The 24,806-nt window shown below is 65.2% G+C and carries 23 protein-coding genes and 1 pseudogene; 23 read left to right on the forward strand and 1 reads right to left on the reverse strand.

The genetic code is table 11. The annotated features are described in order from the left end of the window. The first annotated feature begins 39 nt into the window (after positions 1 to 39). The 15 genes from LL962_RS16480 to LL962_RS16550 all read left to right on the forward strand — a co-directional run bounded on the left by LL962_RS16480 (position 40) and on the right by LL962_RS16550 (position 14,156). Entirely contained in the window at positions 40 to 672 is a 633-nt protein-coding gene (locus LL962_RS16480; RefSeq protein ID WP_003482986.1) for a response regulator transcription factor, read from the forward strand. Positions 673 to 922: 250 nt separating this feature from the next. Next, on the forward strand, positions 923 to 2,326 hold the full coding sequence (rpoN, locus tag LL962_RS16485; RefSeq protein WP_228317663.1) for an RNA polymerase factor sigma-54: 1,404 nt from the start codon (positions 923 to 925) through the stop codon (positions 2,324 to 2,326). 8 nt (positions 2,327 to 2,334) lie between these two features. Then, a complete protein-coding gene (locus LL962_RS16490) occupies positions 2,335 to 2,718 on the forward strand; it encodes a response regulator (RefSeq protein WP_005997154.1) in 384 nt (127 codons plus the stop codon). Next, positions 2,711 to 4,189, forward strand: coding sequence for a sigma-54 dependent transcriptional regulator (locus tag LL962_RS16495; RefSeq protein WP_228317664.1), 1,479 nt, complete (start codon positions 2,711 to 2,713; stop codon positions 4,187 to 4,189). Before LL962_RS16490 ends, LL962_RS16495 begins: the two co-directional genes overlap by 8 nt. Positions 4,190 to 4,309: 120 nt before the next feature. After that, positions 4,310 to 5,419 (forward strand): DegT/DnrJ/EryC1/StrS family aminotransferase, encoded by a 1,110-nt coding sequence (locus LL962_RS16500; RefSeq protein WP_228317665.1) that lies wholly within the window; start codon positions 4,310 to 4,312, stop codon positions 5,417 to 5,419. Positions 5,420 to 5,483: 64 nt separating this feature from the next. Then, positions 5,484 to 5,708, forward strand: coding sequence for an acyl carrier protein (locus tag LL962_RS16505; protein ID WP_024939600.1), 225 nt, complete (start codon positions 5,484 to 5,486; stop codon positions 5,706 to 5,708). Between the two features lie 5 nt (positions 5,709 to 5,713). Then, a complete protein-coding gene (locus LL962_RS16510; protein WP_228317666.1) occupies positions 5,714 to 6,754 on the forward strand; it encodes a ketoacyl-ACP synthase III in 1,041 nt (346 codons plus the stop codon). Positions 6,755 to 6,756: 2 nt separating this feature from the next. Beyond that, positions 6,757 to 7,515, forward strand: coding sequence for an SDR family NAD(P)-dependent oxidoreductase (locus LL962_RS16515; RefSeq protein WP_228317667.1), 759 nt, complete (start codon positions 6,757 to 6,759; stop codon positions 7,513 to 7,515). Further along, positions 7,512 to 8,291, forward strand: a complete 780-nt coding sequence (locus tag LL962_RS16520; protein WP_228317668.1) for an SDR family NAD(P)-dependent oxidoreductase — start codon at positions 7,512 to 7,514, stop codon at positions 8,289 to 8,291. The genes LL962_RS16515 and LL962_RS16520 overlap by 4 nt, the downstream gene beginning before the upstream one ends. After that, positions 8,288 to 8,953, forward strand: a complete 666-nt coding sequence (locus tag LL962_RS16525; RefSeq protein ID WP_228317669.1) for a NeuD/PglB/VioB family sugar acetyltransferase — start codon at positions 8,288 to 8,290, stop codon at positions 8,951 to 8,953. The genes LL962_RS16520 and LL962_RS16525 overlap by 4 nt, the downstream gene beginning before the upstream one ends. 14 nt (positions 8,954 to 8,967) lie before the next feature. Next, positions 8,968 to 10,113, forward strand: coding sequence for an aromatic ring-hydroxylating oxygenase subunit alpha (locus LL962_RS16530; protein WP_228317670.1), 1,146 nt, complete (start codon positions 8,968 to 8,970; stop codon positions 10,111 to 10,113). Continuing rightward, complete coding sequence (locus tag LL962_RS16535; protein ID WP_228317671.1) at positions 10,103 to 10,726, forward strand: UDP-3-O-(3-hydroxymyristoyl)glucosamine N-acyltransferase; 624 nt, start codon at positions 10,103 to 10,105, stop codon at positions 10,724 to 10,726. Before LL962_RS16530 ends, LL962_RS16535 begins: the two co-directional genes overlap by 11 nt. Before the next feature lie 31 nt (positions 10,727 to 10,757). Further along, entirely contained in the window at positions 10,758 to 11,699 is a 942-nt protein-coding gene (locus LL962_RS16540) for a hypothetical protein (RefSeq protein ID WP_228317672.1), read from the forward strand. A gap of 194 nt (positions 11,700 to 11,893) precedes the next feature. After that, positions 11,894 to 13,417: an FkbM family methyltransferase gene (locus LL962_RS16545; protein ID WP_228317673.1), complete on the forward strand. Its 1,524-nt coding sequence runs from the start codon at positions 11,894 to 11,896 to the stop codon at positions 13,415 to 13,417. Between the two features lie 370 nt (positions 13,418 to 13,787). After that, a complete protein-coding gene (locus LL962_RS16550) occupies positions 13,788 to 14,156 on the forward strand; it encodes a hypothetical protein (protein ID WP_146092436.1) in 369 nt (122 codons plus the stop codon). Positions 14,157 to 14,264: 108 nt separating this feature from the next. On the opposite strand, the gene LL962_RS16555 is transcribed toward LL962_RS16550, so the two are convergent. Then, on the reverse strand, positions 14,265 to 14,462 hold the full coding sequence (locus tag LL962_RS16555; protein ID WP_228317674.1) for a hypothetical protein: 198 nt from the start codon (positions 14,460 to 14,462) through the stop codon (positions 14,265 to 14,267). Positions 14,463 to 14,686: 224 nt separating this feature from the next. Here LL962_RS16555 and LL962_RS16560 point away from each other — a divergent pair, with 224 nt between their 5' ends. The 8 genes and pseudogenes from LL962_RS16560 to LL962_RS16595 all read left to right on the forward strand — a co-directional run. After that, the gene (locus LL962_RS16560; protein ID WP_329957135.1) at positions 14,687 to 18,211 is read left to right on the forward strand and encodes a glycosyltransferase; all 3,525 of its coding nucleotides are present in this window, start codon (positions 14,687 to 14,689) and stop codon (positions 18,209 to 18,211) included. A gap of 469 nt (positions 18,212 to 18,680) precedes the next feature. Further along, positions 18,681 to 19,052 (forward strand): flagellar hook-basal body complex protein FliE, encoded by a 372-nt coding sequence (fliE, locus tag LL962_RS16565; protein WP_167395431.1) that lies wholly within the window; start codon positions 18,681 to 18,683, stop codon positions 19,050 to 19,052. Between the two features lie 13 nt (positions 19,053 to 19,065). After that, the gene (fliF, locus tag LL962_RS16570) at positions 19,066 to 20,790 is read left to right on the forward strand and encodes a flagellar basal-body MS-ring/collar protein FliF (RefSeq protein ID WP_228317675.1); all 1,725 of its coding nucleotides are present in this window, start codon (positions 19,066 to 19,068) and stop codon (positions 20,788 to 20,790) included. A gap of 10 nt (positions 20,791 to 20,800) precedes the next feature. Continuing rightward, positions 20,801 to 21,790 (forward strand): flagellar motor switch protein FliG, encoded by a 990-nt coding sequence (gene fliG / locus LL962_RS16575; RefSeq protein ID WP_104588627.1) that lies wholly within the window; start codon positions 20,801 to 20,803, stop codon positions 21,788 to 21,790. Further along, a complete protein-coding gene (locus tag LL962_RS16580; RefSeq protein WP_228317676.1) occupies positions 21,787 to 22,407 on the forward strand; it encodes a FliH/SctL family protein in 621 nt (206 codons plus the stop codon). The genes fliG and LL962_RS16580 overlap by 4 nt, the downstream gene beginning before the upstream one ends. Further along, positions 22,404 to 23,780 (forward strand): flagellar protein export ATPase FliI, encoded by a 1,377-nt coding sequence (gene fliI, locus LL962_RS16585; protein WP_228317677.1) that lies wholly within the window; start codon positions 22,404 to 22,406, stop codon positions 23,778 to 23,780. Before LL962_RS16580 ends, fliI begins: the two co-directional genes overlap by 4 nt. A gap of 3 nt (positions 23,781 to 23,783) precedes the next feature. Then, complete coding sequence (gene fliJ, locus LL962_RS16590; protein WP_104588624.1) at positions 23,784 to 24,239, forward strand: flagellar export protein FliJ; 456 nt, start codon at positions 23,784 to 23,786, stop codon at positions 24,237 to 24,239. Beyond that, a pseudogene (locus LL962_RS16595) lies at positions 24,236 to 24,806 on the forward strand (flagellar hook-length control protein FliK); the annotation flags it as partial. The gene fliJ and the pseudogene LL962_RS16595, both read left to right, overlap by 4 nt.

The following is a 24,806-nucleotide window of genomic DNA, read 5'->3' on the forward strand; positions in this document are numbered from 1 at the left end:
GCTAAGGTGCCCCATACCGAAAAAGGTCCCTTCTGCGCCGTGCGAGTCATCATCGTCGACGATCACACCCTAGTCCGCGCCGGCCTGTCCAGGCTGTTGCAAACCTTTGCCGGCATCGATGTCGTCGGGGAGGCCAGCAACGCGCAGCAAGCGCTGGACATGACCTCGCTGCACCGGCCGGATCTGGTGCTCATGGATCTGTCGCTCCCGGGTCGCAGCGGCCTGGATGCGATGACCGATGTCTTGCGCGCCGCGCCGCGCACGCATGTGGTGATGATGTCCATGCACGACGACCCGGTCCACGTACGCGACGCGCTCGACCGCGGCGCGGTCGGCTTCGTGGTCAAGGACGCCGCCCCGCTGGAGCTGGAACTGGCGCTGCGCGCCGCCGCGGCCGGCCAGGTGTTCCTGAGCCCGCAGATCTCCTCCAAGATGATCGCGCCGATGCTGGGCCGCGAAAAACCGGTCGGCATCGCCGCATTGTCGCCGCGCCAGCGCGAGATCCTGCGCGAGATCGGCCGCGGCCAGAGCAACAAGGAAATCGCCGCCGACCTGGGCATCAGCGTCAAGACCGTGGAGACCCATCGCGCACGCATGATGGAATCGCTGGGCTGCCGCCGCGCCAACGATCTGGTGCTGCTCGCGGCCAAGCACCATAACGAGCTGGTTTGAGCGATCACGCGCGCGGTCGTTTGTGCGGCCGTCAGCGTGATGAAGGCGCTCTTGACAGGCGGTGCGCGCAAAACAGTGACGTAATTCCGACGGGCACGCTTGAGCCCGTCAAAATTGTCAGGCGCTTCCCCACAGCATGTCAGGAAAATCATGAGTCACCTCACCCGACTCCCTGATTAGAAACCCGTCGCGTTGTCCTGCAAGATGCGTTCCATCGCTGCTGCATGCAGTGCCCTTCGGAAGCGCTTCCATGAAGACGACCATTTCCGCCCAGCTTGGCCAGCAACTGCACCTGACGCCGCAGCTGCTGCAGTCGATCCGTCTGTTGCAACTGGACGGCATGCAGTTGGAGCTGGAGATCCGTCGCGCCCTGGAAACCAATCCGTTGCTGGAGTTGGAAGAGCTGGCCGATAACGGGGACGAGGCCACCACCAACGACGATGGCGCCACCGACGTGGCCGCGTTCGACGAGTTGCCCGAAAGCACGATGTGGGACGTGCAGGGCAGCAGCTGGAACGATGGCGACGACGACCGCATGCAGCGCGTGGCCGCGGGCGAATCCACCGATCCGCATGTGCGCATCCTGCGCGAACTGGCGCTGGACCTGGACGAGGCCGCATTGGGGGCGGCCGCGTTCTGGCTGGAGCATACCGACGACGCCGGCTATCTGACCGACGCACTGTCGACGCTGCAGCAGCTTGGCGCCGCGCGGTTGGGGACGAGCGCACATGCGGTGGAAGCGATCCGCCAGCGCCTGCTGCACGGCGACCCCGCCGGGCTGGCTGCCTGCGACCTGCGCGAGTGCCTGCAGGCACAGCTGAGCGCCCTGCCCGGCCGCGTCCCGGCCCGCCACCTGGCCGCGCGCATCCTGGCCGGCGACCTGGACCTGCTGGCCAGCCACGACTACGCCTTGCTGGCGCGTGCGCACGATGCCGAGGTGGAGGACGCGCGCGAGGCGGTCCGGCTGATCCTGTCGCTGCAGCCGCGCCCGGGCGACGACCTGCTGCAGGAAAGCAACGCCAGCGTGATCCCGGACGTGCTCGCCTGGCATGCGGACGACAGCTGGCGCGTGGCGCTCAATCCGGCCACCACCCATCGGGTGAGCATCAACCCGGTGCACGAACGCGCGCTGGCCAATGCCGGCGAGGCCGCCCAGCCGCTGCGCGACATGCTGCAGGAAGCGCGCTGGCTGACACGGGGCCTGTCGATGCGCTACGAAACCCTGCTGCGTGCCACCCGCGCCATCGTCGAGCGCCAGGCCGCGTTCCTGGCCCGCGGCGAGGAGGCCATGGCGCCGCTGACCCTGAAGGAAATCGCCGACGAGATCGGCATGCACGAATCGACGATTTCGCGCATTACCACCGGCAAGTACCTGCAGACCCCACGCGGAACCTTCGAACTCAAGCACTTCTTCGCGGTACGGCTGGAAGGCGCCAGCGTGTCCGGGCAGGCGGTCAAGGCCATGGTGCGCCGCCTGATCGAGAGCGAGCCGGCCGGCCGGCCGCTGGCCGATGAAGCCATCGCCAGCCTGCTGTCGCGCCAGGGAGTTAATATTGCGCGCCGGACCGTGGCCAAGTACCGCGAACAACTGGATATCGCCCCGGCCCGCGAGCGCCGCCGCACCAACAAACCGCTGCTCGCGCGAGCGGGATAAGGACTACTATGAGCAAACTCACCGTGCTGCTGGTCGACGACCACGAGGGCTTCATCAACGCTGCGATGCGTCATTTTCGCAAGGTGGAGTGGCTCAATATCGTGGGCAGCGCCGCCAACGGGCTGGAAGCGATCGAACGCTCGGAGTCGCTGCGCCCGAATGTCGTGCTGATGGACCTGGCCATGCCCGAGATGGGTGGCCTGCAGGCGACCCGTCTCATCAAGACCCAGGACGATCCGCCGTATATTGTCATCGCGAGCCATTTCGACGATGCCGAGCATCGTGAACACGCTCTTCGCGCGGGTGCTGACAATTTCGTCAGCAAGCTGTCCTATATCCAGGAAGTCATGCCAATCCTGGAGGGCCTGACGGAAGGAGCCAGGAATGAGTGAGTCCCGCATTCTGCTGATCGACAGCGATGCCGTGCGCGCCGAACGCACCGTCTCGCTGCTCGAATTCATGGACTTCAATCCGCGCTGGGTCACCGACGGCGCCGACATCAATCCCGGCCGGCATCGCCACGACGAGTGGATGGCGGTCATGGTGGGGTCGGCGCAGGACGCCGCCCAGGCCGACAAATTCTTCGACTGGCTGGCGGCCGCCAAGCTGCCACCGCCGGTGCTGCTGATGGAGGGCAGCCCGAGCGCCTTCGCCCAGGCCCACGGCCTGCACGAGGCCAATGTGTGGGCGCTGGACACGCCACTGCGGCATGCGCAGCTGGAAGCCTTGCTGCGCCGCGCCAGCCTCAAACGGCTGGATGCCGAGCACCAGGCCGGCGTGCAGCAGGATTCCGGCCCCACCGGCAACAGCGAGGCAGTCACCCGCCTACGCCGCCTGATCGACCAGGTGGCCGCGTTCGACACGACCGTGCTGGTGCTGGGCGAATCCGGGACCGGCAAGGAAGTGGTCGCACGCGCCATCCACCAGCATTCGCCGCGCCGCGACGGACCGTTCGTGGCCATCAACTGCGGCGCCATTCCGCCCGACCTGCTGGAAAGCGAGCTGTTCGGGCACGAAAAAGGCGCCTTCACCGGCGCCTTGAGCGCGCGCAAGGGCCGCTTCGAGATGGCCGAAGGCGGCACCCTGCTGCTGGACGAGATCGGCGACATGAGCCTGCCGATGCAGGTCAAACTGCTGCGCGTGCTGCAGGAACGCAGCTTCGAACGCGTCGGTGGCGGCCAGACCATCCGCTGCAACGTCCGCGTCATTGCCGCCACCCACCGCAATCTGGAAGCGCGCATCAGCGACGGCCAGTTCCGCGAGGACCTGTTCTACCGGCTCAACGTGTTTCCGATCGAGATGCCGGCGCTGCGCGAGCGCGTGGACGATCTGGCCATGCTGGTGCAGACCATCGCCGGCCAGCTGGCGCGCACCGGGCGTGGCGAAGTGCGCTTCGCCGACGAGGCCTTGCAGGCGCTGCGCAGCTACGACTGGCCCGGCAACGTGCGCGAGCTGACCAACCTGGTCGAACGCCTGGCAGTGCTGCATCCCGGCGGGCTGGTACGGGTGCAGGACCTGCCGGCGCGCTATCGTGGCGACTTCGCCCCTCCCATTGCGGTCGAGCTGGCACCGGCACCGGGGCTGTCCAGCCCGGCAGAGCCCAATTCGCTGCCAGGCAATGTGGTGACCCTGCAACCGGCCGCCGATGCGGAGCCCGCACCGGCCGGCAGCCTGCCCGACGACGGCATCGATCTGCGCGGGCACATGGCCAACATCGAACTGGCGCTGATCAACGAGGCGCTGGAACGGACCCAGGGCGTGGTCGCCCACGCGGCGCAACTTCTGGGACTGCGCCGTACCACCCTGGTGGAGAAGCTGCGCAAGTACGGCATCGACCGCGAGCAGACCGAGCTGGCGAACTGAGCGTGCCGGCCCACCTGAGGTTCCGCTCGCCGGCATAGCGCTTGCTTCTCCAAGAGGACACCGCCAGCAGCCGTCGGCTGCGGCGGAATCCCGACTTCCACCCGTACCAGCGAGGCATTGATGCCCATCCCCGTCACCAGTCCGCTGCTGCCGCCGCTGGAAGAATTTCTGCCGTACCTGGAACGGATCTGGACCAGCCGCATCGTCAGTAATGGGGGGGAGATGCATCGGGCCTTGGAGCAGGCGTTGTGCGCCTACCTGGGCGTGCCGCATCTGGCGCTGCTGACCAACGGCACTACCGCCCTGATCACCGCCCTGCAGGCGCTACGCATCACCGGCGAGGTGATCACCACGCCCTATTCCTTCGTGGCCACCGCGCATTCGCTGCTGTGGAAGAGCATCACCCCGGTGTTCGTGGACATCGACCCGGTGACGCTCAACATGGACCCGTCCAAGATCGAGGCGGCCATCACTCCGCAGACCACCGCCATCATGCCGGTGCACTGCTACGGCACCGCCTGCGACACCACCGCCATCACCCGCATCGCCGATATCTACAACCTCAAGGTGATCTACGACGCAGCGCATGCCTTCGGTGTGCGCGACGACGGTGGCTCGATCCTGCGCCACGGCGACCTGAGCGTGCTGAGCTTCCATGCCACCAAGGTGTTCAATACCTTCGAAGGCGGCGCGATCGTCTGCCCCGACGAGAGAACCTATCAACGCGTCGGGCATCTGAAGAACTTCGGCTTCGTCGATGAGACCACGGTGGTGGCGCCCGGCATCAACGGCAAGATGAACGAGATCAGCGCGGCCTTCGGCTTGCTGCAGCTGCAGCACATCGACGAGGCCATCGCGCAGCGGGGCGCCATCGATGCGCAGTATCGGCAGCGGCTTGGCGAGGTGCGCGGCATCCACTGCGTACCGCGCTCGGCGCGGTGCAGCGCCAACTACGCGTACTTTCCGATCCTGGTGCAGGACGACTACCCGCTCTCGCGCGACGCGCTGTATCAATTGATGCGCGAACACGACATTCTGGTAAGACGGTACTTCTACCCGTTGATCAGCGACTTTCCGATGTATCGTGCGCTGCCCTCCTCCGCTCCGGCGTGGCTGCCGGTAGCGCGCTCGGTCGCCGCACAGGTATTGTGCCTGCCGATCTTTCCCGGCCTGACCGCCGATCAGGTCGACACCATCGCCGACATCATCGCCGGTGAACGGGCTGCATGACCGCAAGACGCAACACCGCGTTTCCAGACTCCCGCAACTTCAACAGGCAACCAGGCGAGATCGCATGACCCAGGCAACGTTTATCGAGAACTTCCTCTCCGCCACCGACTTCCAGGAGCCGGTGGAGGTCACGCTGGACACCGTGCTGCTGGAATTGCCGGAATGGGATTCGCTGGCGGCGCTGGGGGTGATCGTCATGTTCGACATGGAGTACGGCAAGACCATCACCGGCGAAGATCTCACTGCTGCCACCACTGTGGGCGATCTCTATAAACTGACCGAGGCGTAAGCACCATGGCGACCTCCACGCTGCACAACGTCCGCTTTGCCGGCATGGCGACCTGCGTGCCGAAGCGGGTCGTCTCCAACCTTACCGATTGCCGGCCGCAGATCCGCTCCGAACGCGAACGCCTGGTGCGCAACATCGGCATCGAGACCCGCCGCATGGCCTCGGAGTGGCAATGCTTTTCGGACCTGGCCTTCGATGCGACCGAAGTGCTGCTCGAGAAGCTGCAGTGGAAGCGCGAGGAGATCGACGCGCTGATCGTGGTGACACAGTCACCGGACTATCCGATTCCCGCCACCGCCATCATCCTGCAGGACCGGCTGGGGCTGTCGCATGCCACGATCGCCTTCGACGTTAACCTGGGCTGCTCGGCCTACCCGTTCGGCATCCACCTGCTCGGCTCGATGATCGCAGCCGGCGGCGTCAAGAAGGGCCTGCTGCTGGTGGGCGACCGCAGCGCCAACCTGGAAGATCCGATATTTTCCGACTCCGGCACTGCCACGGCGCTGGAATTCAGCGCCGACGCGCCGTCGATGCATTTCGACCTCAACAGCGACGGCAGCGGCTACAAAGCCATCATCCTGCCGGTGGGTGGGCATCGCGAGCCGGTCGGCATGCAGCACCTGATGCCCTTCCGCGAAGAACCCGACGGCGCGTGGCGGCGCGGCGTGGACCTGATCCTGGACGGCGTGGCGGTGCTGAGCTTCTCCACCCAGCGGGTGCCGCCGGCGGTACAGAAGCTGCTCGACTACACCGGTGTGTCCAAGGATGAGGTGGACTACTTCGTATTCCACCAGGCCAACCGCATGATCAACGAGACCATTCGCAAGAAGCTCGGCCTACCGGTGGAAAAGGTGCCTTCGACGCTGCGCGACTTCGGCAACACCAGCGGCGCCTCGCTGCCGGTCACGATGACCGCGCGCATCAACAAGGAACTGGAAGCCGGACGCAAGCGCGTGTTGCTGTGCGGCTTCGGCATTGGCTTGTCTTGGGGCAGTTGCCTGGTCGATATCGAGGGTGCGGTGTTTCCAGACCTGATCGAGTCCTGAGCATGGCGGCTGCGACCACCGAGGCATTCGGGCTGAAAGAAAAGACCATTCTGGTGACTGGCGCCTCGTCGGGCATCGGCGCAGCCGTCGCTACCTTGTGCGCCCGGCTGGGTGCTACCGTGGTGTTGACCGGCCGCGACGAAGTACGACTGCGCGCAGTGGCTTCGGCATTGCATGGCACAGGCCACCGTGATATCGCCGGCGACATTACCGAAGAAGACACACGGCAGCGGCTGTTGGCTGCGGCGCCCGGCTATCACGGCTTGGCCTCGTGTGCAGGGATCGCCGCGCTGATACCGTTCCGGATGGCTGCAGAAAAACACTTGCAGCAGATGCTGGCGGTGAACTATTTAGCCCCTGTCACTTTGACCCAGCAACTGCTGGCCAAGAAACGGCTGCTGAGCTCCGCTTCGCTTGTGTACGTAAGCGCATTGTCGGCACGTGCTGCCCCGCAGGCGGCGGCCGGCTACGCCGCATCCAAGGCCGCACTCGAGTCGGCGGTGCGAACGCTGGCGCTGGAACAGGCCAAGCATGGCATCCGTGCCAATTGCGTAGCGCCAGGCTATGTGGATACGCCGATGCTGAAAAAGCTTGGCACCGCCGCCGACATGGACGACAAGATCGCGCTCACTCCGCTGGGTCGAATCGACCCGGATGACGTCGCCAAGGGCGTGGCCTACCTGCTCTCGGCTGCAAGCCGCTGGATCACCCGCAGCACCTTGACCATCGATGGCGGCATTTCCCTGCCGATACGCCTATGAGCCCGGAAGCCTCCATACCCACTGCCGATGCCATCACCTCGCTCCTGCACGACCTCTATGGTCTGAATGGCAAGAGCATCCTGGTGACCGGTGCGTCCAAAGGCATCGGCGAGGCCGTTGCGCTGGCCTGTGCAGGGGCAGGCGCGCGCCTGTTGATCGCTGGGCGCGACGAGCAGCGCCTGCAAGCCTCGCTGGCGGCATTGCCGGGCGACGGCCATCGCCTGTTCGCTGGCGACCTGAGCGATGCAGCCGCGCTGCAGGACCTGGCCGCGCAGTGCGGGCCGGTCGACGGCGTGGTGCATAGCGCTGGTATCCGTGGGCTATCCCCCATGAAGCTGGTCGGCGACAAGTTTCTGCGCGAGGTGATGGATATCAACTACATGGCGCCGGTGATGCTGACACGGCATCTGCTGGCACGGCAATCGCTGCGTGCCGGAGGTTCGATCGTGTTCCTGTCGTCCATTGCGGCGTTGACCGGCACAGTCGGCGTTGGCCCCTATGCCGGTTCGAAAGCTGCCCTGATAGGAACCTTGCGGCCATTGGCGCTCGAACTGGCACGCCGGAAGATCCGCGCCAACGCACTATGTCCAGGGTTGGTTGAGACCTCATTGATCAACGAAGACAAAGCCTGGTTTGAGGAAAGCCGCAAGCGCTATCCATTGGGCATCGGACAGCCGGATGACGTCGCACTGGCTTGTCTGTATTTCCTTTCCGATGCCAGCAGCAAAGTGACCGGCCAGGCCTTCAGCATGGATGGAGGCGTTGAGTTCGCATGACGACCGATGTATTCGTTCCTCCCTGTCACCTGCTGATCGTTGGCGCCGGCGGCTTCGCCAGGGATATCGCTTCGCTAGCGTGCCACGAGGATCCGGCGCACGGCGTTGACTGGGACATCAAAGGTTTTCTAGACGATCGCACGCATCTGCAGGGCACCTCGCGCTGGCCGATCGTCGGCGACCCTGCAACCTACCAACCGGTGGAAGGCGACATCTTCATCTGCGCAATCGGTAACCCCGCAGCAAGGCGGCGCTACGCTCGGACGCTCATTGAAAAGGGCGCTGACTTCATTGTGTTCCACCCGCCTCCTTCGCGCGAAGCAGCTGTTGGTTACATCGGTCGAGGCAGCGTGTTCGATTCGCGCGTCTCCATCGGCTCGGGCAGCCGGCTTGGCGAATTCGTCACCGTGTTGTCCACCTCAATCATCGCGCACGAGGTCAACATCGGCGACTACGTGCAGATCGGCAGCTTCGTCTTCATTGGGGGCGGCGTGGTGATTGGCAACGAGGTAACGATCCATCCGCACGCCACCATCATTCCCGGCATCCACATCGGCGACGGCGCAGTGGTTGGCGCCGGCTCGGTAGTGGTGAAGGACGTACCAGCCGGCGCGAGTGTGTTCGGCAACCCTGCCCGCATCGTGTTCCAGAAAGACATTTGACAAGGCAGTGACCCATGCACTCGCGAATGCACCCCAGGTACTACCTGTCCCCGGAGATTTTTGCCCGCGAGCAGGAAAAGATTTTTCGCAAAGTTTGGCTTTTCGCAGGTCTGAAGACCCTGCTGACGGAAAACAACAACTTCATCACCCGCAAGATCGCCGGCATTCCGGTCGTCATCCAGAATTTCAACGGCCAGTTGCGCGCATTCGAGAATGTATGTCTGCACCGCAGCGCACCGCTGCAGACCGCGCCAACCGGACGACGTCCCTTGGTTTGCCCCTATCACGCTTGGAGCTACGACCAGGACGGCACGATCAAGAATATCCCCGAATGTCGGGCCCTGTATCGCATAAGCGGGGCAGAACAGCAGAAGCTCAGGCTGCGTGAGTTCGCCCTGCACGTGATCGGCAACGTGCTATTCGTCAACCTGGACAGTGACCCGATGCCAATCGAGGAACAGTTCTCCGCGCACTTCATTTCCATGTTGGAAAGCAGCTCCGACCTGTACGACGGCGAGGTGATGGTGACCACCTGGCACTGCAAGTTCAATTGGAAGCTGGCATACGAGAACCTACGCGACGGCAATCACCCGCGCTTTGTCCACCCCAAGAGCCTCGCCCGGGAATTCGACTTCATCCCCTACGTCGATACTGAACTGGCGGCCGAAGGCCTCCGCCCCCTGGCCGACACCAGCCCCACCGGGCTACGCGCGGAGATGCGCCGCTTCAGCTCGGCCAGCGCTGACGCACCGATCACCGAGCCCAAGCCTATGCCATTCCATGACATGGTCGAGCGCTGGGGGGAACAGGACGCCTATTTCAACTGGCTTGCTTTTCCCAACATGCACATCGCCTGCCCCAACGGCGGCTATTCCTTCACCCTGGAACATCACATTCCCGTGGCCCCAGACAGGACCGACCTGGAAATCTATTGGTTCACCACGCGCAAGAAGAAGCCTTATGCCTTTTCCAGTTGGAACCTGCTCTGGCAGATGCATGGCAGCCGACTGGTAACAGGCGAGGATGTGGAGATCATGGAACATGTGCAATCAGCGCTGCACATCGACGCACCGATGCCGACCCAGGGGGCCTACGAGTTCACCAACCGCTTGGTGGAGCGTTGGTACGCAACACTGATGGAGACAGAACATGGCCTCTAGATGCGTCATCGGAACCGGCATCTGCCTGGAGCAGGTATTCAATTCCTGGAAGCAGGCAGAGCCGCAAGCCGACGTGCGCAGGATCGAGGTTTCGCTACGCCCCGACTACAGCTTCGACTTGGACGCGATAGATGGCCTGGATCCGGCCGCGGACAGATTGTTCATCGCCTACGACGAGCGCTTCGGCAACTTCAAGCGCATGGAGCTAATGCAGCTGGCGATGGAGCGCGGATTTAGCCTGGAGTCTTTCGTCAGCACTTCGGCCGTGGTCGCTGCCGATGCCGTGATCGGCCGCAACTGCTTCATCGGCGACGGCGTGGTGATTGGCGCGGGCAGCCGTATCGACTACAACGCCGTGCTGCATAGCGGGGTCAAGATTGGCGCTGGCGCGCATCTGCGCCCCTCATGTTGGTGCGACATCGGCGTCAGTATCGGCCACGGCACCGAGATCGGCGCGCACGCCATCCTGCGTATGGGAGCGGTGGTCGGCCCTGGAGTACGGATCGGCCGCCATTGCGAACTGGGCTGGCCACGGCTGTATGACCGGGACGTGCCCAGCCGCACGGTGTACGACACCCGCTATGACGAACCCATCCTAGTCTACGGACAGTAATAGAAGAGCCGGGCCGCACGCCTGTCGCACAATGAAAACCAACTACATATTCCTCGCCGGCATGGCGAAATGCGGGACCACGACCCTGGCCGGCTGGCTGACCAAAAACGGGATCGCACAGTATTTGGTCGAAGATATCAAGGAACCGCATGGTTACCTGATTCCCGGCACGCGGCCGTCACTGCCTGCACCGGCACAACTGCCGTGGCTGGATGCCAGCTCCGGCTACGCCATCAGTCCCTATGCGATCTCGCGGCTGCCCGAACATAACACCCGAATCGTGCTGTGCCTGCGCAATTCCTTCGAGCGGACCTGGAGTTCCTACCGCATGAATAAGATCAACGCTCTCCAGGACAGCGAGGCGCTGGCACTTTCCACCAGTTACCTGAAAGCCTCCGGAACCACCACGGCCCGGGGTGGGACGCTGTTGCCAAAGGTCACCGCGTCCACTCCCTACCAGGAAGAGAAGGACCTTCAAGTGCGCGTGTTCCCTCGGGTTTCCTCTGGTTACGTCGAGCGTCATTTCGATGCAGAGATCGATAGACTCCGACAAGGAGACTTCGCAGGCCGGCTGGATTACGAAACAGCATTCCTGATGACTCGCCGGAGCTTCCCCTTTATGTCTGTCCTGATGGCGAGCTTCTACTACGCCAGCATTAGGAGCTTCCTCGATCGGTACCGTCCGGAAGATCTAATCCTCGTCTCACTCGATAAGCTGAAGGAAGAGGCGAACCGTGCAAAGTTCCTGTCGAGGCTGGCCGGCGAGGTACCTGAGACGGATGAATTAAAGTTTGGCTTCACCAGCCGCGACCTGCCCTTCGATGAGCAGGAGCCCGACTTCGATGCTCCGAAGTTCGACTCGCTACGGTCAGCGTTGTCCTACGATTTACAGCAGTACTCAGGCCTACTGGCCGCGCGAGGTGTGGCCACCGACCTGCTGGACTGGGACGATCTACGCCGGCACTTGCGCTAGCACGCGCAGCTGCCATTGCTGGTACCGATCTGCGTAGATGACATTCTCCTTCCAGCGAACCGGCGCCGTCGTATGCGAGGGCTTCAAGGTGAGACGAAGCTGTGAACCTGGCTGGCCGCGGTCTACTGAGGGAACCTGCCTGCCAAGATCTGTTTCGACGGCCGCTACGACACACCTATTCATACCTACGGGACATGACGTTCATGAATTCAAAAAATGAGCAGCTTCGCCAACGGATCCTGCGTATTGCGGAGCAGGAGCGCCCTGCACTCGAGGAAGTCGTTGCGCGCCTACCCGCGATTGCCAACCGCCCTGTCTTCCTCATCGCTCCCGAGTCCTATGCCGGCATGGTGCATGGCCCCAGTGTCGTTGCCGGCCTGCACCATGTCGTTGCCGCAATTGATGACCAAAGCATCCACCTGGACCGCATCCACGGCGCGCCGCGCTGGAGCAGTCAGGAGTTTCTTGCCAAGGCGGGGCAGTATGCAGAAGCGATCGCTATCGACTTCTCTTGCAGCCCACGCGGACGCGCATTTGCACATGACCTCTGCACCAGCGCGGGCATTGAGCAACTGAGCGTTGCGCCTTCCGTTGATCCGCTGATTCCACGTTTCGAGCAGCGCCCCCTGTTTCTGCTCCAACCGCGCTCGGGTATTGGCAACATCTATGGCCCACAGATCGTCCAACGCCCAAGCCATGTCATTGCAGCCGTTGATGACCAACCGAGCGACGGCGACTCCATTCATGGAGTGCCGCGGTGGAGTTCGCGCCGGTTCATCGAACAGGCGGCTCAGCATCCCCAGGCATTGGCCATCGATTTTTCTTACAGCCCAGGAGAGTCGGGCTTGACCCGCAAGCTCTGCGAGCAAGCAGGCATTGAAAGGGTCGATGCCTGCCTCGCAGTTGCGCATTGCGGGCTGTTCGCCGTATACGAGCCTGCGCAAGTCTACCGCCAGCGGACGCTTCTGCGCCTGGACGAATTTCTGCGTTTTGCGGATCGACTGGACGACGATTTCAGTGTCTTTACGCTCTACAGCAACCTGTTGTTCCGCCTAACCTACGATTCCAGCCTTCTGTTGGACTGCTGGGCGACGCCGATCAACGAGTACTTTTCGGAATACGCCGACAGCAGCACATTCCAGCTAGGCCAGCGTGAACATTTCTGCGATGGTGGCGCCTTCCAGGGCCCTATTGTCCGCAAGTTTCTAGAAGCATCCCGCTATCGCTACGAAAGCATCACCGCCTTCGAACCCGATGGCATCAACTTTCAAAAACTGGAGGGCATCGCGAGTGCCTCCCCCCTTCCCCCGCATAATTTCAAGGCCATCAGAAAGGCGATCTCCAACGAACAGACGACGCTGCGCTTCGAGGAGACCGGCACTGTTTCCAGCCATGTATCGCCGGGTGGCGGAATCTCCGTGACCACTACACGCCTGGACGATGAATTGGAGAAGCTGACGCTACTGAAGTTGGACATAGAAGGATTCGAAGCCAGGGCACTAGAAGGCGCTTCTAACCTCATCCGCACCCAACGCCCCCGCATGGCCATTTGTGTGTACCACTACGCGCAGGACCTGTTGGATATCGTTGAACAATTAGACAAATTAGTGGATGGCTATCACTTCCGTTTACGCCAGCACTCTCCCGGCCACTATTACGACCTGGTTCTGTACGCATCGCCCGTCGCCGGTGCCACACCGCCACCCTGGGCGGAGTAGGCCAAGGAAAATTCAAACCCTGAAAAATAGAGCGATGAGTGACCACCGCAAAATTTTCTTCTCAACTCGACCCTTCCTGAATCCACGGAGACATCGGACTCATTGAAAAGCATAGAGCCTGCTCACGCTGTCGGAGACCCGTCAGACTGTCAACGTCAACATCAAATTGCGCGAGTATGATAAAGACCTGTCAGTTAACGACATGAGCCGGACTTTTTGACGCGGCGAAAAATTTGACTTGCCAGCTTATTCTGCCCTAGGTAGTGTCATGGCTCGGCGCACGCGTCACTTTTCGAAACGCAAGGTAAGAACTCGACGAATATCATTCCATTGACGCATCTCATCAATACTCTGAAGCGAGGTAACCACCATGGAAATCTCGGGCAAGACAACGATCGTTCCGATAGGAACTCAATTCGCGAATATTGGCGTTGCAGCCAACGTGGTCACGCAAATTGTTTCTCCTGCCACCAACCAGTACGGCCTCGTGATTCGCACATGCAGCCTGAGTGGCGCTTCATCTGCAATAGGCCTTGCCGTCTACGCCGATACATCGGCGCCATCTGGATATGGGGACGGAACCAAAAGAGTGATATTCCTCGGCGTTGCTCCTCCCTCGGACCATTTCCCCTATCAGGTCTACCTTCCCCCTGGCCATGGTGTTTGGCTGGTAACGAACGGAAACGGCAGCATCAACATGACCTACGATGTTTTGGATAGACTGCCCACCGGCCTCTGACTGCCCATCGGCCCAGATCTCGAATGCACTGTGCCCCTCGACGCGTCCATCGTTGACATGTAAGAGAGCTGCATCGCAGCACTCGGTAACCTTGTCTGGCATCACCGCTCACCGGTCGAGGATGTTTTCATCGACGACACCCGTGCAGGCGAGCGAGGCACGCATGGGTCGTCGAGGTGGCGTTTTTTGCTGAGCGCCCCATTTGTAGCGCATGCGATGGATCTGGCGAATGCTGTCGAACTCCAGTGCCCCGCCGACCAGCCACCTTTGGCTCTCTTGCTCCACACTACCCGTGACGAAGCGCACTGGTTACTTCCGTAGCCAGGACGGCGTTGCTCGCCGACGGACAACACAGTGCCATCGCAGCCATTGCTCCCGATGGCGACGCGTCATGACGCGAGCGGCATGCATATTGCATTGGCTCTCGACCAGTTCGATGATCGCTGCCTTCCGCGGTGATCGGACCGATTCGCTCCGGCATCGCGTCTAGCATCGGATAACTCTTGAATGATCAACTCGGACGACCGCCCGTGAGCTCTCCTGCCCTCGTCAGCATCGTCATGCCCACCTACAAGGCTGCGTACTTCGCGCAGGCGCTGGAGAGTGTGTTGGGGCAGACCTATCCGGCGCTGGAGTTGGTGATCTGCGACGACAATGGCGACGGCGCCATCGAGGCGGTGCTGGCGTCCAGGCTGGCGGATGCGCCCTTCCCCATTCGCTATCACCGCAATACGCCGCGGCTTGGCGAGCTCGTCAGTACGATCAAGGGGATCGGGCTGGCGCAAGGTGAGTACGTCAAGTTCCTGCACGACGACGATGTGCTGGCGCCGGAATGCATTGCGCAGCTGGTGGCGGCGATCGAGTGCAATCCGGGCACGGCGATGGCTTCCTCGCGTCGGCAACGCATCGATGACAATGGCGAGCCGCTGCCGGACATCCCGGCCACCTGCTTCCCGTTCGCCGACGATGTGCTGATCGATGGGCCGGAGCTGGTGTCGTTCCTGGCCGACCACACCATCAATTTCATCGGTGAACCCAGCTGCGTACTGACGCGGCGTGCGGATCTGGTGACGTTGGGCGACGGGCTGATGGCGTTGAACGGCAAGGCCATCGACTGGGTGGGCGATCTGGCGATCTACGTCAAGCTGCTGCGCCACGGCAACCTGGCGTTCCTGGCCAGCCCGCTGACGCAGTTCCGCGTCTCCAGCGCGCAGTTCAGCCAGGCCGGACGCGATCAGGTCGGGGTCGGCGATCAGGGCCATGAGGACCTGCGCCAGGGCATCCGCCAGCTTGGTTGGCGGCGCGAGAGCGGCGACAACCGGCAGGTACGCGTGGCCCCGCTCAGTCCGCATAAGGCACGGGTGTTCAAGTCGGTGGACCTGGTCAATGCGCTGATGCGCAGCGCCGGCATGGCCGAACAGGTGTCGCCGGCCATCTGGCTGGGTATGCGCCACCCCAGCGACGTGCAACGGGCATTGATCGACGCCCGCCTGCAGGCGCATGCCGGCGGGCCACGGATTGCGGTGATGCTGATCGACCGCGACGGCGATGCCGCCGCTGTGGCCGCCACCCTGGCCAGCCTGCAGGCGCCAGGCAGCTATGTGAATCAGCAGACCTGGGTACTCAGCGCCTCGCCGGCGCAGGGCAGCGATGCCGAGCGCGGGGTCCTGATCGAGAACGGCGATCTGGTGGCGACGCTCAACCGCACGATCTCCACGCAGCAGGGTATCGACTGGGTGTTGCTGGTGGACGCCGGCGCGGTGTTCACCGCCAGCGGCTTGACGGTGGTGGCGCTGGACCTGCTCGCGGTGGGCGACGACTGCCAGGCGGTCTATGCCGACGAGCTGGCGGCGCTGGACACCACCCAGCTGGGGTTGGCGTTACGGCCGGCGCTTTATCTGGATGCACTGCTGAGCGCGCCGTCCACGCTGTCGCGGCATTGGCTGTTCCGCCAGCGCACGCTGCTGGCCGACGGCGGTTTTCCGTCGGGCCCCGGCGCGGCTTTCGAACTGGATTACCAGTTGGGGCTGGTCGAACGCTACGGGCTGGCCTGCGTGCGGCATGTCGCCGAGCCGCTGCTGATGGCCGATGCGCAGACACGGCATGCCGATGCCGACGAACGGCTGGCCATCGCACGCCATCTGGCCGCGCGCGGCTATGTGGATGCGCAGGTGCACGGCGCCGGTCCTGGCCGGCATGCATTGGATTACCGGCACGCGCAGCAGCCCCTGGTCAGCATTCTGGTCCTGATCGATGGACGCCTGCCACAGGTGCAGCGCTGCCTGGAAAGCATCCTGGCCAACACGGCCTACCCGCATTACGAAGTGCTGTTGCTGGACCGCAGCAGCAGCGAGCCGGAACTGCGCGACTGGCTGGCCGGCATCGAATCCTTGGGCATGCAGCAGATCCGCGTGCTGCGCTTCGATGCCACGCCCCGCCGGGAAGCGGTCTGCAATGCCGCCGCCGAACATGCGCGTGGAGACATGCTGCTGTGGCTGGCTGCGGGCGCCGCGGTGATGAAGGCGGACTGGCTGGAGCAACTGCTCAACCATGCATTGCGGCCAGAGGTCGGCGCGGTAGGCGGCAAGCTGCTGCGCGGTGATGGCACCGTGCATCACGCCGGCCTGCTGCTGGGCCTGGGCGCGCCGGTGGCGCGCGTGTTCGAGGGCCGCGCCTTCGACGAATCGGGCTATCTGCAGCGCCTGCAGCTGGACCAGAACTATGCGGCGCTCAGCGGCGAATGCCTGATGCTGCCGCGCCAGCTGTTCCTGGAGGCCGGCGGTTTCGCGCTGGAGCCGGAACTGGCGCGGTGGAGCGATGCGGACCTGTGTCTGCGCCTGCACCAGGCCGGCTATCTCAATGTGTTTGCAGCGCGCGCGCAACTGCTCATCGATCCGCTGGAGCCGCCTGCGGCCACTGCACTGGACGAGGAAGCGATGTACGCCCGTTGGCTGCCGCTGATGGCCAACGACCCGGCCTACAACCCCGGGTTCTCGCTGGATCCGGGCGCCGGCTTTGCGCTGGCCGACCCGCGTGCCAGCTGGCGGCCGCTGCAGTCGTGGCGGCCGCTGCCGCGCGTATTGGCGCTGCCCGCCGACATCGAGGGCTGCGGGCATTATCGGGTGATCCAGCCGCTGCGCGCCCTGCGCGAAGCCGGCCTGGCCGAAGGGGTGCTGTTCAACGGTTACCTGGAGATCGCCGAACTGGCGCGTCAGGATCCCGACGTGGTGATCCTGCAGCGTCAGGTCGGCGAGCCGCGGCTGGAGGCGATGCGGCGGATGAAGGCGCTGTCGCGCGCGTTCAAGGTCTACGAGCTGGACGATTACCTGCCCAACCTGCCGCTGAAGAGCGCCCATCGCGCGCAGATGCCCAAGGACATCCTGAAGACGGTACGGCGCGGGCTGGGGCTGGTGGACCGCTTCGTAGTCTCCACCCCTGCCCTGGCCGAGGCATTCGCCGGGCTGCATCGCGATATCCGCGTGGCCGAAAACCGCCTGCCGCCGCATTGGTGGGAGCATCTGCCCGCGCGGAGCGAGCGCCGGAGCGGCAAGCCACGTATCGGCTGGGCCGGCGGCGCCAGCCATACCGGCGATCTGGAGCTGATCGCCGATGTGGTGCGCGAGCTGGCCGATGAGGTCGAGTGGGTGTTCATGGGCATGTACCCGTTCGCGCTGCGTCAGCACATCCACCAGTTCCAGCCGGGCGTGCCGATCGACCACTACCCCGCCGCACTGGCGGCACTGGATCTGGACCTGGCGCTGGCGCCGGTGGAGCAGAACCTTTTCAACGAGTGCAAAAGCAATCTGCGCCTGCTCGAGTACGGCGCCTGCGGCTATCCGGTGATCGCCAGCGATGTGCGTTGTTACCAGGGCAACCTGCCGGTGACGCTGGTGAAGAACCGCTACCGCGACTGGATCGGAGCCATCCGCGCGCATCTGGCCGACCCGGATGCGGCCGCCGCGAAGGGGGCGGCGTTGCGCGAAGTGGTGCGGCGCGACTGGATGCTGAGCGGCAGCAATCTGGACAACTGGCGAGCCGCCTGGTTGCCGGACTGACGCGGAGACGCTGCTTCAGCTGACTACCCTACCGGGGTGCCCTCATCCGGCGCTACGCGCCACCTTCTCCCGCAGGCGGGAGAAGGAACTCCTGGCTGAGGATGATCTATCGGTTGCACTGCAACTCGCTGCCTGCCGATTCCCTTCCCCCGCTTGCGGGGGAAGGTGCCCGAAGGGCGGATGGGGGCGCGCGACACTCCGGCGCCGTGGGTTGCCATGCCTGCAGCGCGTGGCACCGGCGGTGTTGCCCTCATCCGGCGCTGCGCGCCACCTTCTCCCGCCAGCGGGAGAAGGGACATCTGGCCGCGGGAGAGGGAACTCCGGGTCGCGGGAGAAAGGAAGCCAATCGCTGCGACGCGACTGTGGCTGCGGCTGAGACCGCGACAGGAACTGACCAGCGCCGGAATCCCGGCGCAGTTTCGGCACGCCGCTTGCATTGGTGTGGATGCCTCCCTGGCAGACCGCACCCATGAGCGATTCCGTCACCTCCATCCTCTCGCAGATCCGCAGCTACCAGACCCAGATGGGCCAGGGCCCGATGGGTGCGGTCGGCGATGCGGCGCGCGGCAATCAGATCCAGGGGCTCGCCGGGGCGGCTGGGACGCCGGCTACACAGGCGCCGAGCTTCAGCGAGACCCTGCGCGGTGCGCTCGGCAGCGTCAACGAGGCACAACAGAAGTCCGGCGCGCTCGCCAAGGCTTTCGAAATGGGCGACCCCAATGCCGATCTGGCACGGGTCATGGTCGCCTCCCAACAGTCCCAGGTGGCGTTCCGCGCCACCGTGGAAGTCCGCAACCGTCTCGTCCAGGCTTACCAGGACGTCATGAACATGCCGCTGTAAGGGTTGACGACACATGGCACTCGCGATCAGCAAAGAAAACATGAACCAGAACGCCGAGAAGGCGGGCCAGTGGTTCGACCGTGTGCGTAGCCTGCAGATCACCCGCAAGCTGACCATGATGGCGATGATCGCCGTGGCGGTGGCAGCGGGCCTGGCAGTGTTCTTCTGGTCGCAGCAGCCCGGCTACCAGGCGCTGTACACCGGCCTGGACGAAAAGGGCAACGCCGAGGCGGCCGACCTGCTGCGCACCGCGCAGATCCCGTTCAAGATCGATCAGGCCACCGGTGCAATCTCGGTGCCGCAGGACCGCCTGTACGACGCCCGCCTGAAGCTGGCCGGCTCCGGCCTGACCGGCAAGGAAACCGGCGGCGGCTTCGAGCTGATGGAAAAGGACCCCGGCTTCGGCGTCAGCCAGTTCGTGGAAAGCGCGCGCTACCAGCACGCCCTGGAAACCGAGCTGTCGCGCACCATCGGCACCTTGCGCCCGGTCCGCGAGGCACGCGTGCACCTGGCCATTCCCAAGCCCAGCGCGTTCACTCGCCAGCGCGAGGCGGCCAGCGCCTCGGTGGTGCTGGAGCTGCGCGGCGGTCAGGGCCTGGAACGCAATCAGGTCGATGCCATCGTCAATCTGGTGGCGTCAAGCATCCCGGACATGGCGCCCGAGCGCGTGACCGTGGTCGACCAGAGCGGCCGCATGCTCTCCATCGCCGACCCCAACAGCGACGCGGCCCAGCACGCCGCCCAGTTCGAACAGGTGCGTCGCCAGGAGAGTTCCTACAACCAGCGCATCCGCGAGCTGCTGGAGCCGATGACCGGCCCGGGCCGGGTCAACCCGGAAACCAGCGTGGACATGGATTTCTCGGTGGTCGAAGAAGCCCGCGAGCTCTACAACGGCGAGCCGGCCAAGCTGCGCAGCGAGCAGGTCAGCGACACCAGCACCAGCGCCACCGGCCCGCAGGGCCCTCCCGGCGCGACCAGCAACAGCCCCGGTCAGCCGCCGGCACCGGCCGTCGCCGGTGCCCCGGGCGCCCCGGCGGCCGCCAACGGCCAGGCCGCCGCCCCGGCCGCGCCGACCGAAAGTTCCAAGAGCGCCACCCGCAACTACGAATTGGACCGAACCTTGCAACACACCCGTCAGCCGGCCGGCCGCATCAAGCGGGTGTCGGTGGCGGTGCTGCTGGACAACGTGCCGCGCCCCGGTGCCAAGGGCAAGATGGTGGAGCAGCCGCTGACCGCCGCCGAGCTCACCCGCATCGAGGGCCTGGTCAAGCAGGCGGTGGGATTCGACGCGGCACGTGGCGACACGGTGTCGGTGATGAACGCCCCGTTCGTACGGGAAGCGGTGGTGGGCGAGGAAGGCCCGAAGTGGTGGGAAGACCCGCGCGTGCAGAACGGTCTGCGCCTGCTGGTCGGTGCGGTGGTGGTGCTGGCGCTGCTGTTCGGTGTGGTGCGCCCCACCCTGCGTCAGCTCACCGGCGTGACCGCGGTCAAGGACAAGCAACGCAAGGCTGGCAACGATGGCACTCCGCAGAGCGCCGACGTGCGGATGGTCAACGACGACGACGACCTGATGCCCCGCCTGGAAGAGGACACCGCGCAGATCGGTCAGGACAGCAAGACCCCGATCGCCCTGCCGGACGCTTACGAAGAACGCATGCGCGTGGCCCGCGAGGCCGTCAAAGCCGATTCAAAACGTGTCGCACAAGTCGTGAAGGGATGGGTCGCCAGTGAAGCCTGAAACACAACCGATGACCGGAGTGCAGCGCGCCGCGGTGTTGCTGCTGTCGCTGGGTGAGAGCGACGCCGCCGAAGTGCTCAAGCACATGGACCCCAAGGAAGTGCAGAAGATCGGCATCGCCATGGCCACCATGACCGGCGTGTCGCGCGATCAGGTCGAGAAGGTGATGGACGAGTTCAACGGCGAACTGGCCGGCAAGACCTCGCTGGGCGTGGGCGCGGACGACTACATCCGCAACGTGCTGATCCAGGCGTTGGGCGCGGACAAGGCCGGCGGCCTGATCGACCGCATCCTGCTGGGCCGCAACACCACCGGGCTGGACACCCTGAAGTGGATGGACCCGCGCGCGGTGGCCGACCTGGTGCGCAACGAACACCCGCAGATCATCGCGATCGTGATGGCCCACCTGGACAGCGACCAGGCCGCCGAATCGCTGAAGAACCTGCCCGAGCGCACCCGCGCCGACGTGCTGCTGCGCATCGCCACGCTGGACGGTATCCCGCCGAACGCACTGAGCGAGCTCAACGACATCATGGAGCGCCAGTTCGCCGGCAACCAGAACCTGAAGTCCTCCAACGTGGGCGGCATCAAGGTGGCGGCCAACATCCTCAACTTCCTGGACACCGGCTCGGACCAGGGCGTGCTGGGCGAGATCAGCAAGATCGACGCCGACCTGGCCACCAAGATCCAGGATCTGATGTTCGTGTTCGACAACCTGGTGGACCTGGACGACCGCGGCCTGCAGACCCTGCTGCGCGAAGTCTCCGGCGAGCGCCTGGGCCTGGCCCTGCGCGGCGCCGACATCAAGGTGCGCGAGAAGATCACCCGCAACATGTCCCAGCGCGCGGCCGAAATCCTGATCGAAGACATGGAAGCGCGCGGCCCGGTCCGCCTGGCCGACGTGGAAGCGGCGCAGAAGGAAATCCTCACCATCGTCCGCCGCCTGGCTGACGAAGGCGCCATCAGCCTCGGCGGCGCCGGTGCGGAGGCGATGGTATGAGCGACGTGGTCACCCGCTGGCTGGCGCCGGACCTGCACATGGCCCCCGCGCTGCCGGAGCCGGAGTACGACGAACCGGCCGTGCTGGAGCCGGTGCTGCGCCCGCCGACCCTGGAGGAGATCCAGGCCATCGAGGATGCCGCCCAGCAGGAAGGTTACGCCCGTGGCCATGCCGAAGGCTTCGCCCAGGGCCAGGCGGAAGTGCGCCGCCTCACCGCGCAGATCGACGGCATCCTGGACAACTTCACCCGCCCGCTGGCGCGGCTGGAGAACGAAGTGCTCGGCGCGCTCGGCGAACTGGCCGTGCGCATCGCCGGCCAGCTGGTCGGCCGCGCCTACCAGGCCGACCCGCAGTTGCTGGCCGACCTGGTCGGCGAGGCCGTGGATGCGGTCGGCAGCGCCGGCCGCGAGGTCGAGGTGCGCCTGCATCCGGACGACATCACCGCGCTGCTGCCGCATCTGGCGCCGAGCAGCACCACCCGCGTGGCCCCGGACATGAGCCTGAGCCGCGGCGACCTGCGCGTGCACGCCGAGAGCGTGCGCGTGGACGGCACCCTGGACGCGCGCCTGCGGGCTGCGCTGGAGACAGTCATGCGTAAATCCGGAGCAGGCCTGTGAGTGCCTTGTTGGGAGCCACCCCGGCCGACTGGCTGGATGCGCGCAATCTGCGCCTGGCCACCCGCCTGGGCGGCCTGGGCCTGGACCCGGCCACCGGCCGCACCCTGATCCGCGAAGGCATCCTGCGCCGCGCGGTCGGCCTGACCCTGGAAGCCACCGGCTGCGAAGCGCCGATGGGCGCCACCTGCAAGGTCGAGGTCGACGGTGGCTGGGTGGATGCCGAAGTGGTGGGCTTCGCCGGCGAACGCACCTATCTGATGCCCAGCGCCGAATTGCACGGCCTGCTGCCGAACGCCCGCGTGGTGCCCTCGCGCCGCCGTGGCGGCGTGGAAGTTGGCGAAGGCCTGCTCGGCCGCGTCATCGACAGCGACGGCACACCGCTGGACGGCAAGGGCCCGATCCGCGCCGAAGGCAGCATCGGCATGGCTGGCGCGTCGATCAACCCGCTGGCGCGCGAACCCATCACCACCTCGCTGGACGTCGGCGTGCGCGCCATCAACGCCATGCTGCCGATCGGCCGCGGCCAGCGCGTGGGCCTGTTCGCCGGCTCCGGCGTCGGCAAGTCGACGCTGCTGGGCATGATGACCCGCTTCACCTCGGCCGACGTGATCGTGGTCGGGCTGATCGGCGAACGCGGCCGCGAAGTGCGCGATTTCGTCGAAACCACCCTGGGCGAGGAAGGCCTGCGCCGCGCCGTGGTCGTGGCCGCCCCGGCCGACCGCCCGCCGCTGGCGCGCCTGCATGGCGCCTACCGCGCCACCGCCATCGCCGAGTGGTTCCGCGACCAGGGCCTGAACGTGCTGCTGCTGATGGATTCGCTGACCCGCTTCGCCCAGGCGCAGCGCGAGATCGGCCTGTCGGTCGGCGAGCCGCCCACCACCCGCGGCTACCCGCCGTCGGTGTTCGCCAAATTGCCGGCGCTGGTGGAACGTGCCGGCAACGGCGCCAAGGGCCGCGGCTCGATCACCGCTTTCTACACCGTGCTGACCGAAGGCGACGACCCGCAGGACCCGATCGCCGACGCTGCCCGCGCCATCCTGGACGGCCACATCCTGCTCTCGCGCCGGGTTGCCGACAGCGGCCTGTATCCGGCCATCGACCTGGAGTCCTCGGTCAGCCGCGTGGTGCAGGACATCGCCGACGACACCTGGCGCCTGCGCATCCGCAAGCTCAAGCGGCTGCTCTCGGCCTACACCGCCAACCGCGACCTGATCGCCATCGGCGCCTATCAACGCGGCAGCGACCCGGCCACCGACGAAGCGCTGGCACGCTGGCCGGAGATCGTCGAGTTCCTGGGGCAGGACGTGCACAAAGCCTCCGATCTGATCGACAGCCTGTCCGCGCTGCAGCGGCTGGTGGAACCCGAGACCTAATCCATGATGCAATCCAAACGGATCGACCCCCTGCTGCGTCGCGCGCAGGAACAGGAAGACAAGGTGGCCCGCGACCTGGCCGAGCGCCAGCGCACCCTGGATACGCACCAGTCGCGCCTGGAAGAACTGCGCCGCTATGCCGAGGAATACGCCAACAGCCAGATGGCCGGCACCAGCGCCGTGGCGCTGAGCAACCGCCGCGCGTTCCTGGACCGGCTCGACAGCGCCGTGCTGCAGCAGGCCCAGACGGTGGAGAACAACCGCGCCCGGGTCGAATCCGAGCGCACCCGCCTGCTGCTGGCCAGCCGCGAGAAGCAGGTGCTGGAACAACTGGCGGCCAGCTACCGCGCCCAGGAGAACAAGGTGATCGAACGCCGCGATCAGCGCGAGATGGACGATCTGGGCGCCCGCCGCGTGCGCCTGGCGCGTGCCGAAGACAGCCAAGGAGACTCCGCATGAACCCCCTGTCCGCCTTCGCTGCCGGTCTTGGCGCGCTCGCCGGTACCGGCAAGAAATCCAGCTATCACGATCCGGCATCCGAGCAGGACCCGGCCAAGGATCAGTTCGCGCGCATGCTGCATCCGGCCAACACCCCGCAGCAGGCGCCCGAGCGGGTACCGGCCAAGCAGGCCGCACCCAAGCCCGGCCAGTCCGACAAGCCGCGCAGCGACGACGACCACGGCGACGATGCCACCGGCGACGCCACCGCTCGTCCGCGCGCGCAGGACGGCGATGCCAAGCCCGCGGCGTCGGCCAAGGAGCCGGCCGCCAAGGACAGCCGCACCGCCAGCACGACCGGCAAGACCGCCACTGCCAGCGGCGACGGCCAGGACGGCAAGGACGCGGCTGCCGATACCGCCACGGCCACCGAGGCCGCCTGGCCGCCGGCGGGCCTGGGCGGGTTCGGCATGAGCCTGCTGGCCCAGGCCGTGCCGGGTGGCGACGCGCTGGCCGCCGCTGCCGCCGCGCTGGCGGCCAGCGTGGCCAATGCCGCCGGTACCACGCCGACCGCCACCGCCCAGCCGA

This window comes from Xanthomonas sp. NCPPB 1067 (assembly GCF_020783795.1).
Classification (GTDB): domain Bacteria; phylum Pseudomonadota; class Gammaproteobacteria; order Xanthomonadales; family Xanthomonadaceae; genus Xanthomonas; species Xanthomonas melonis.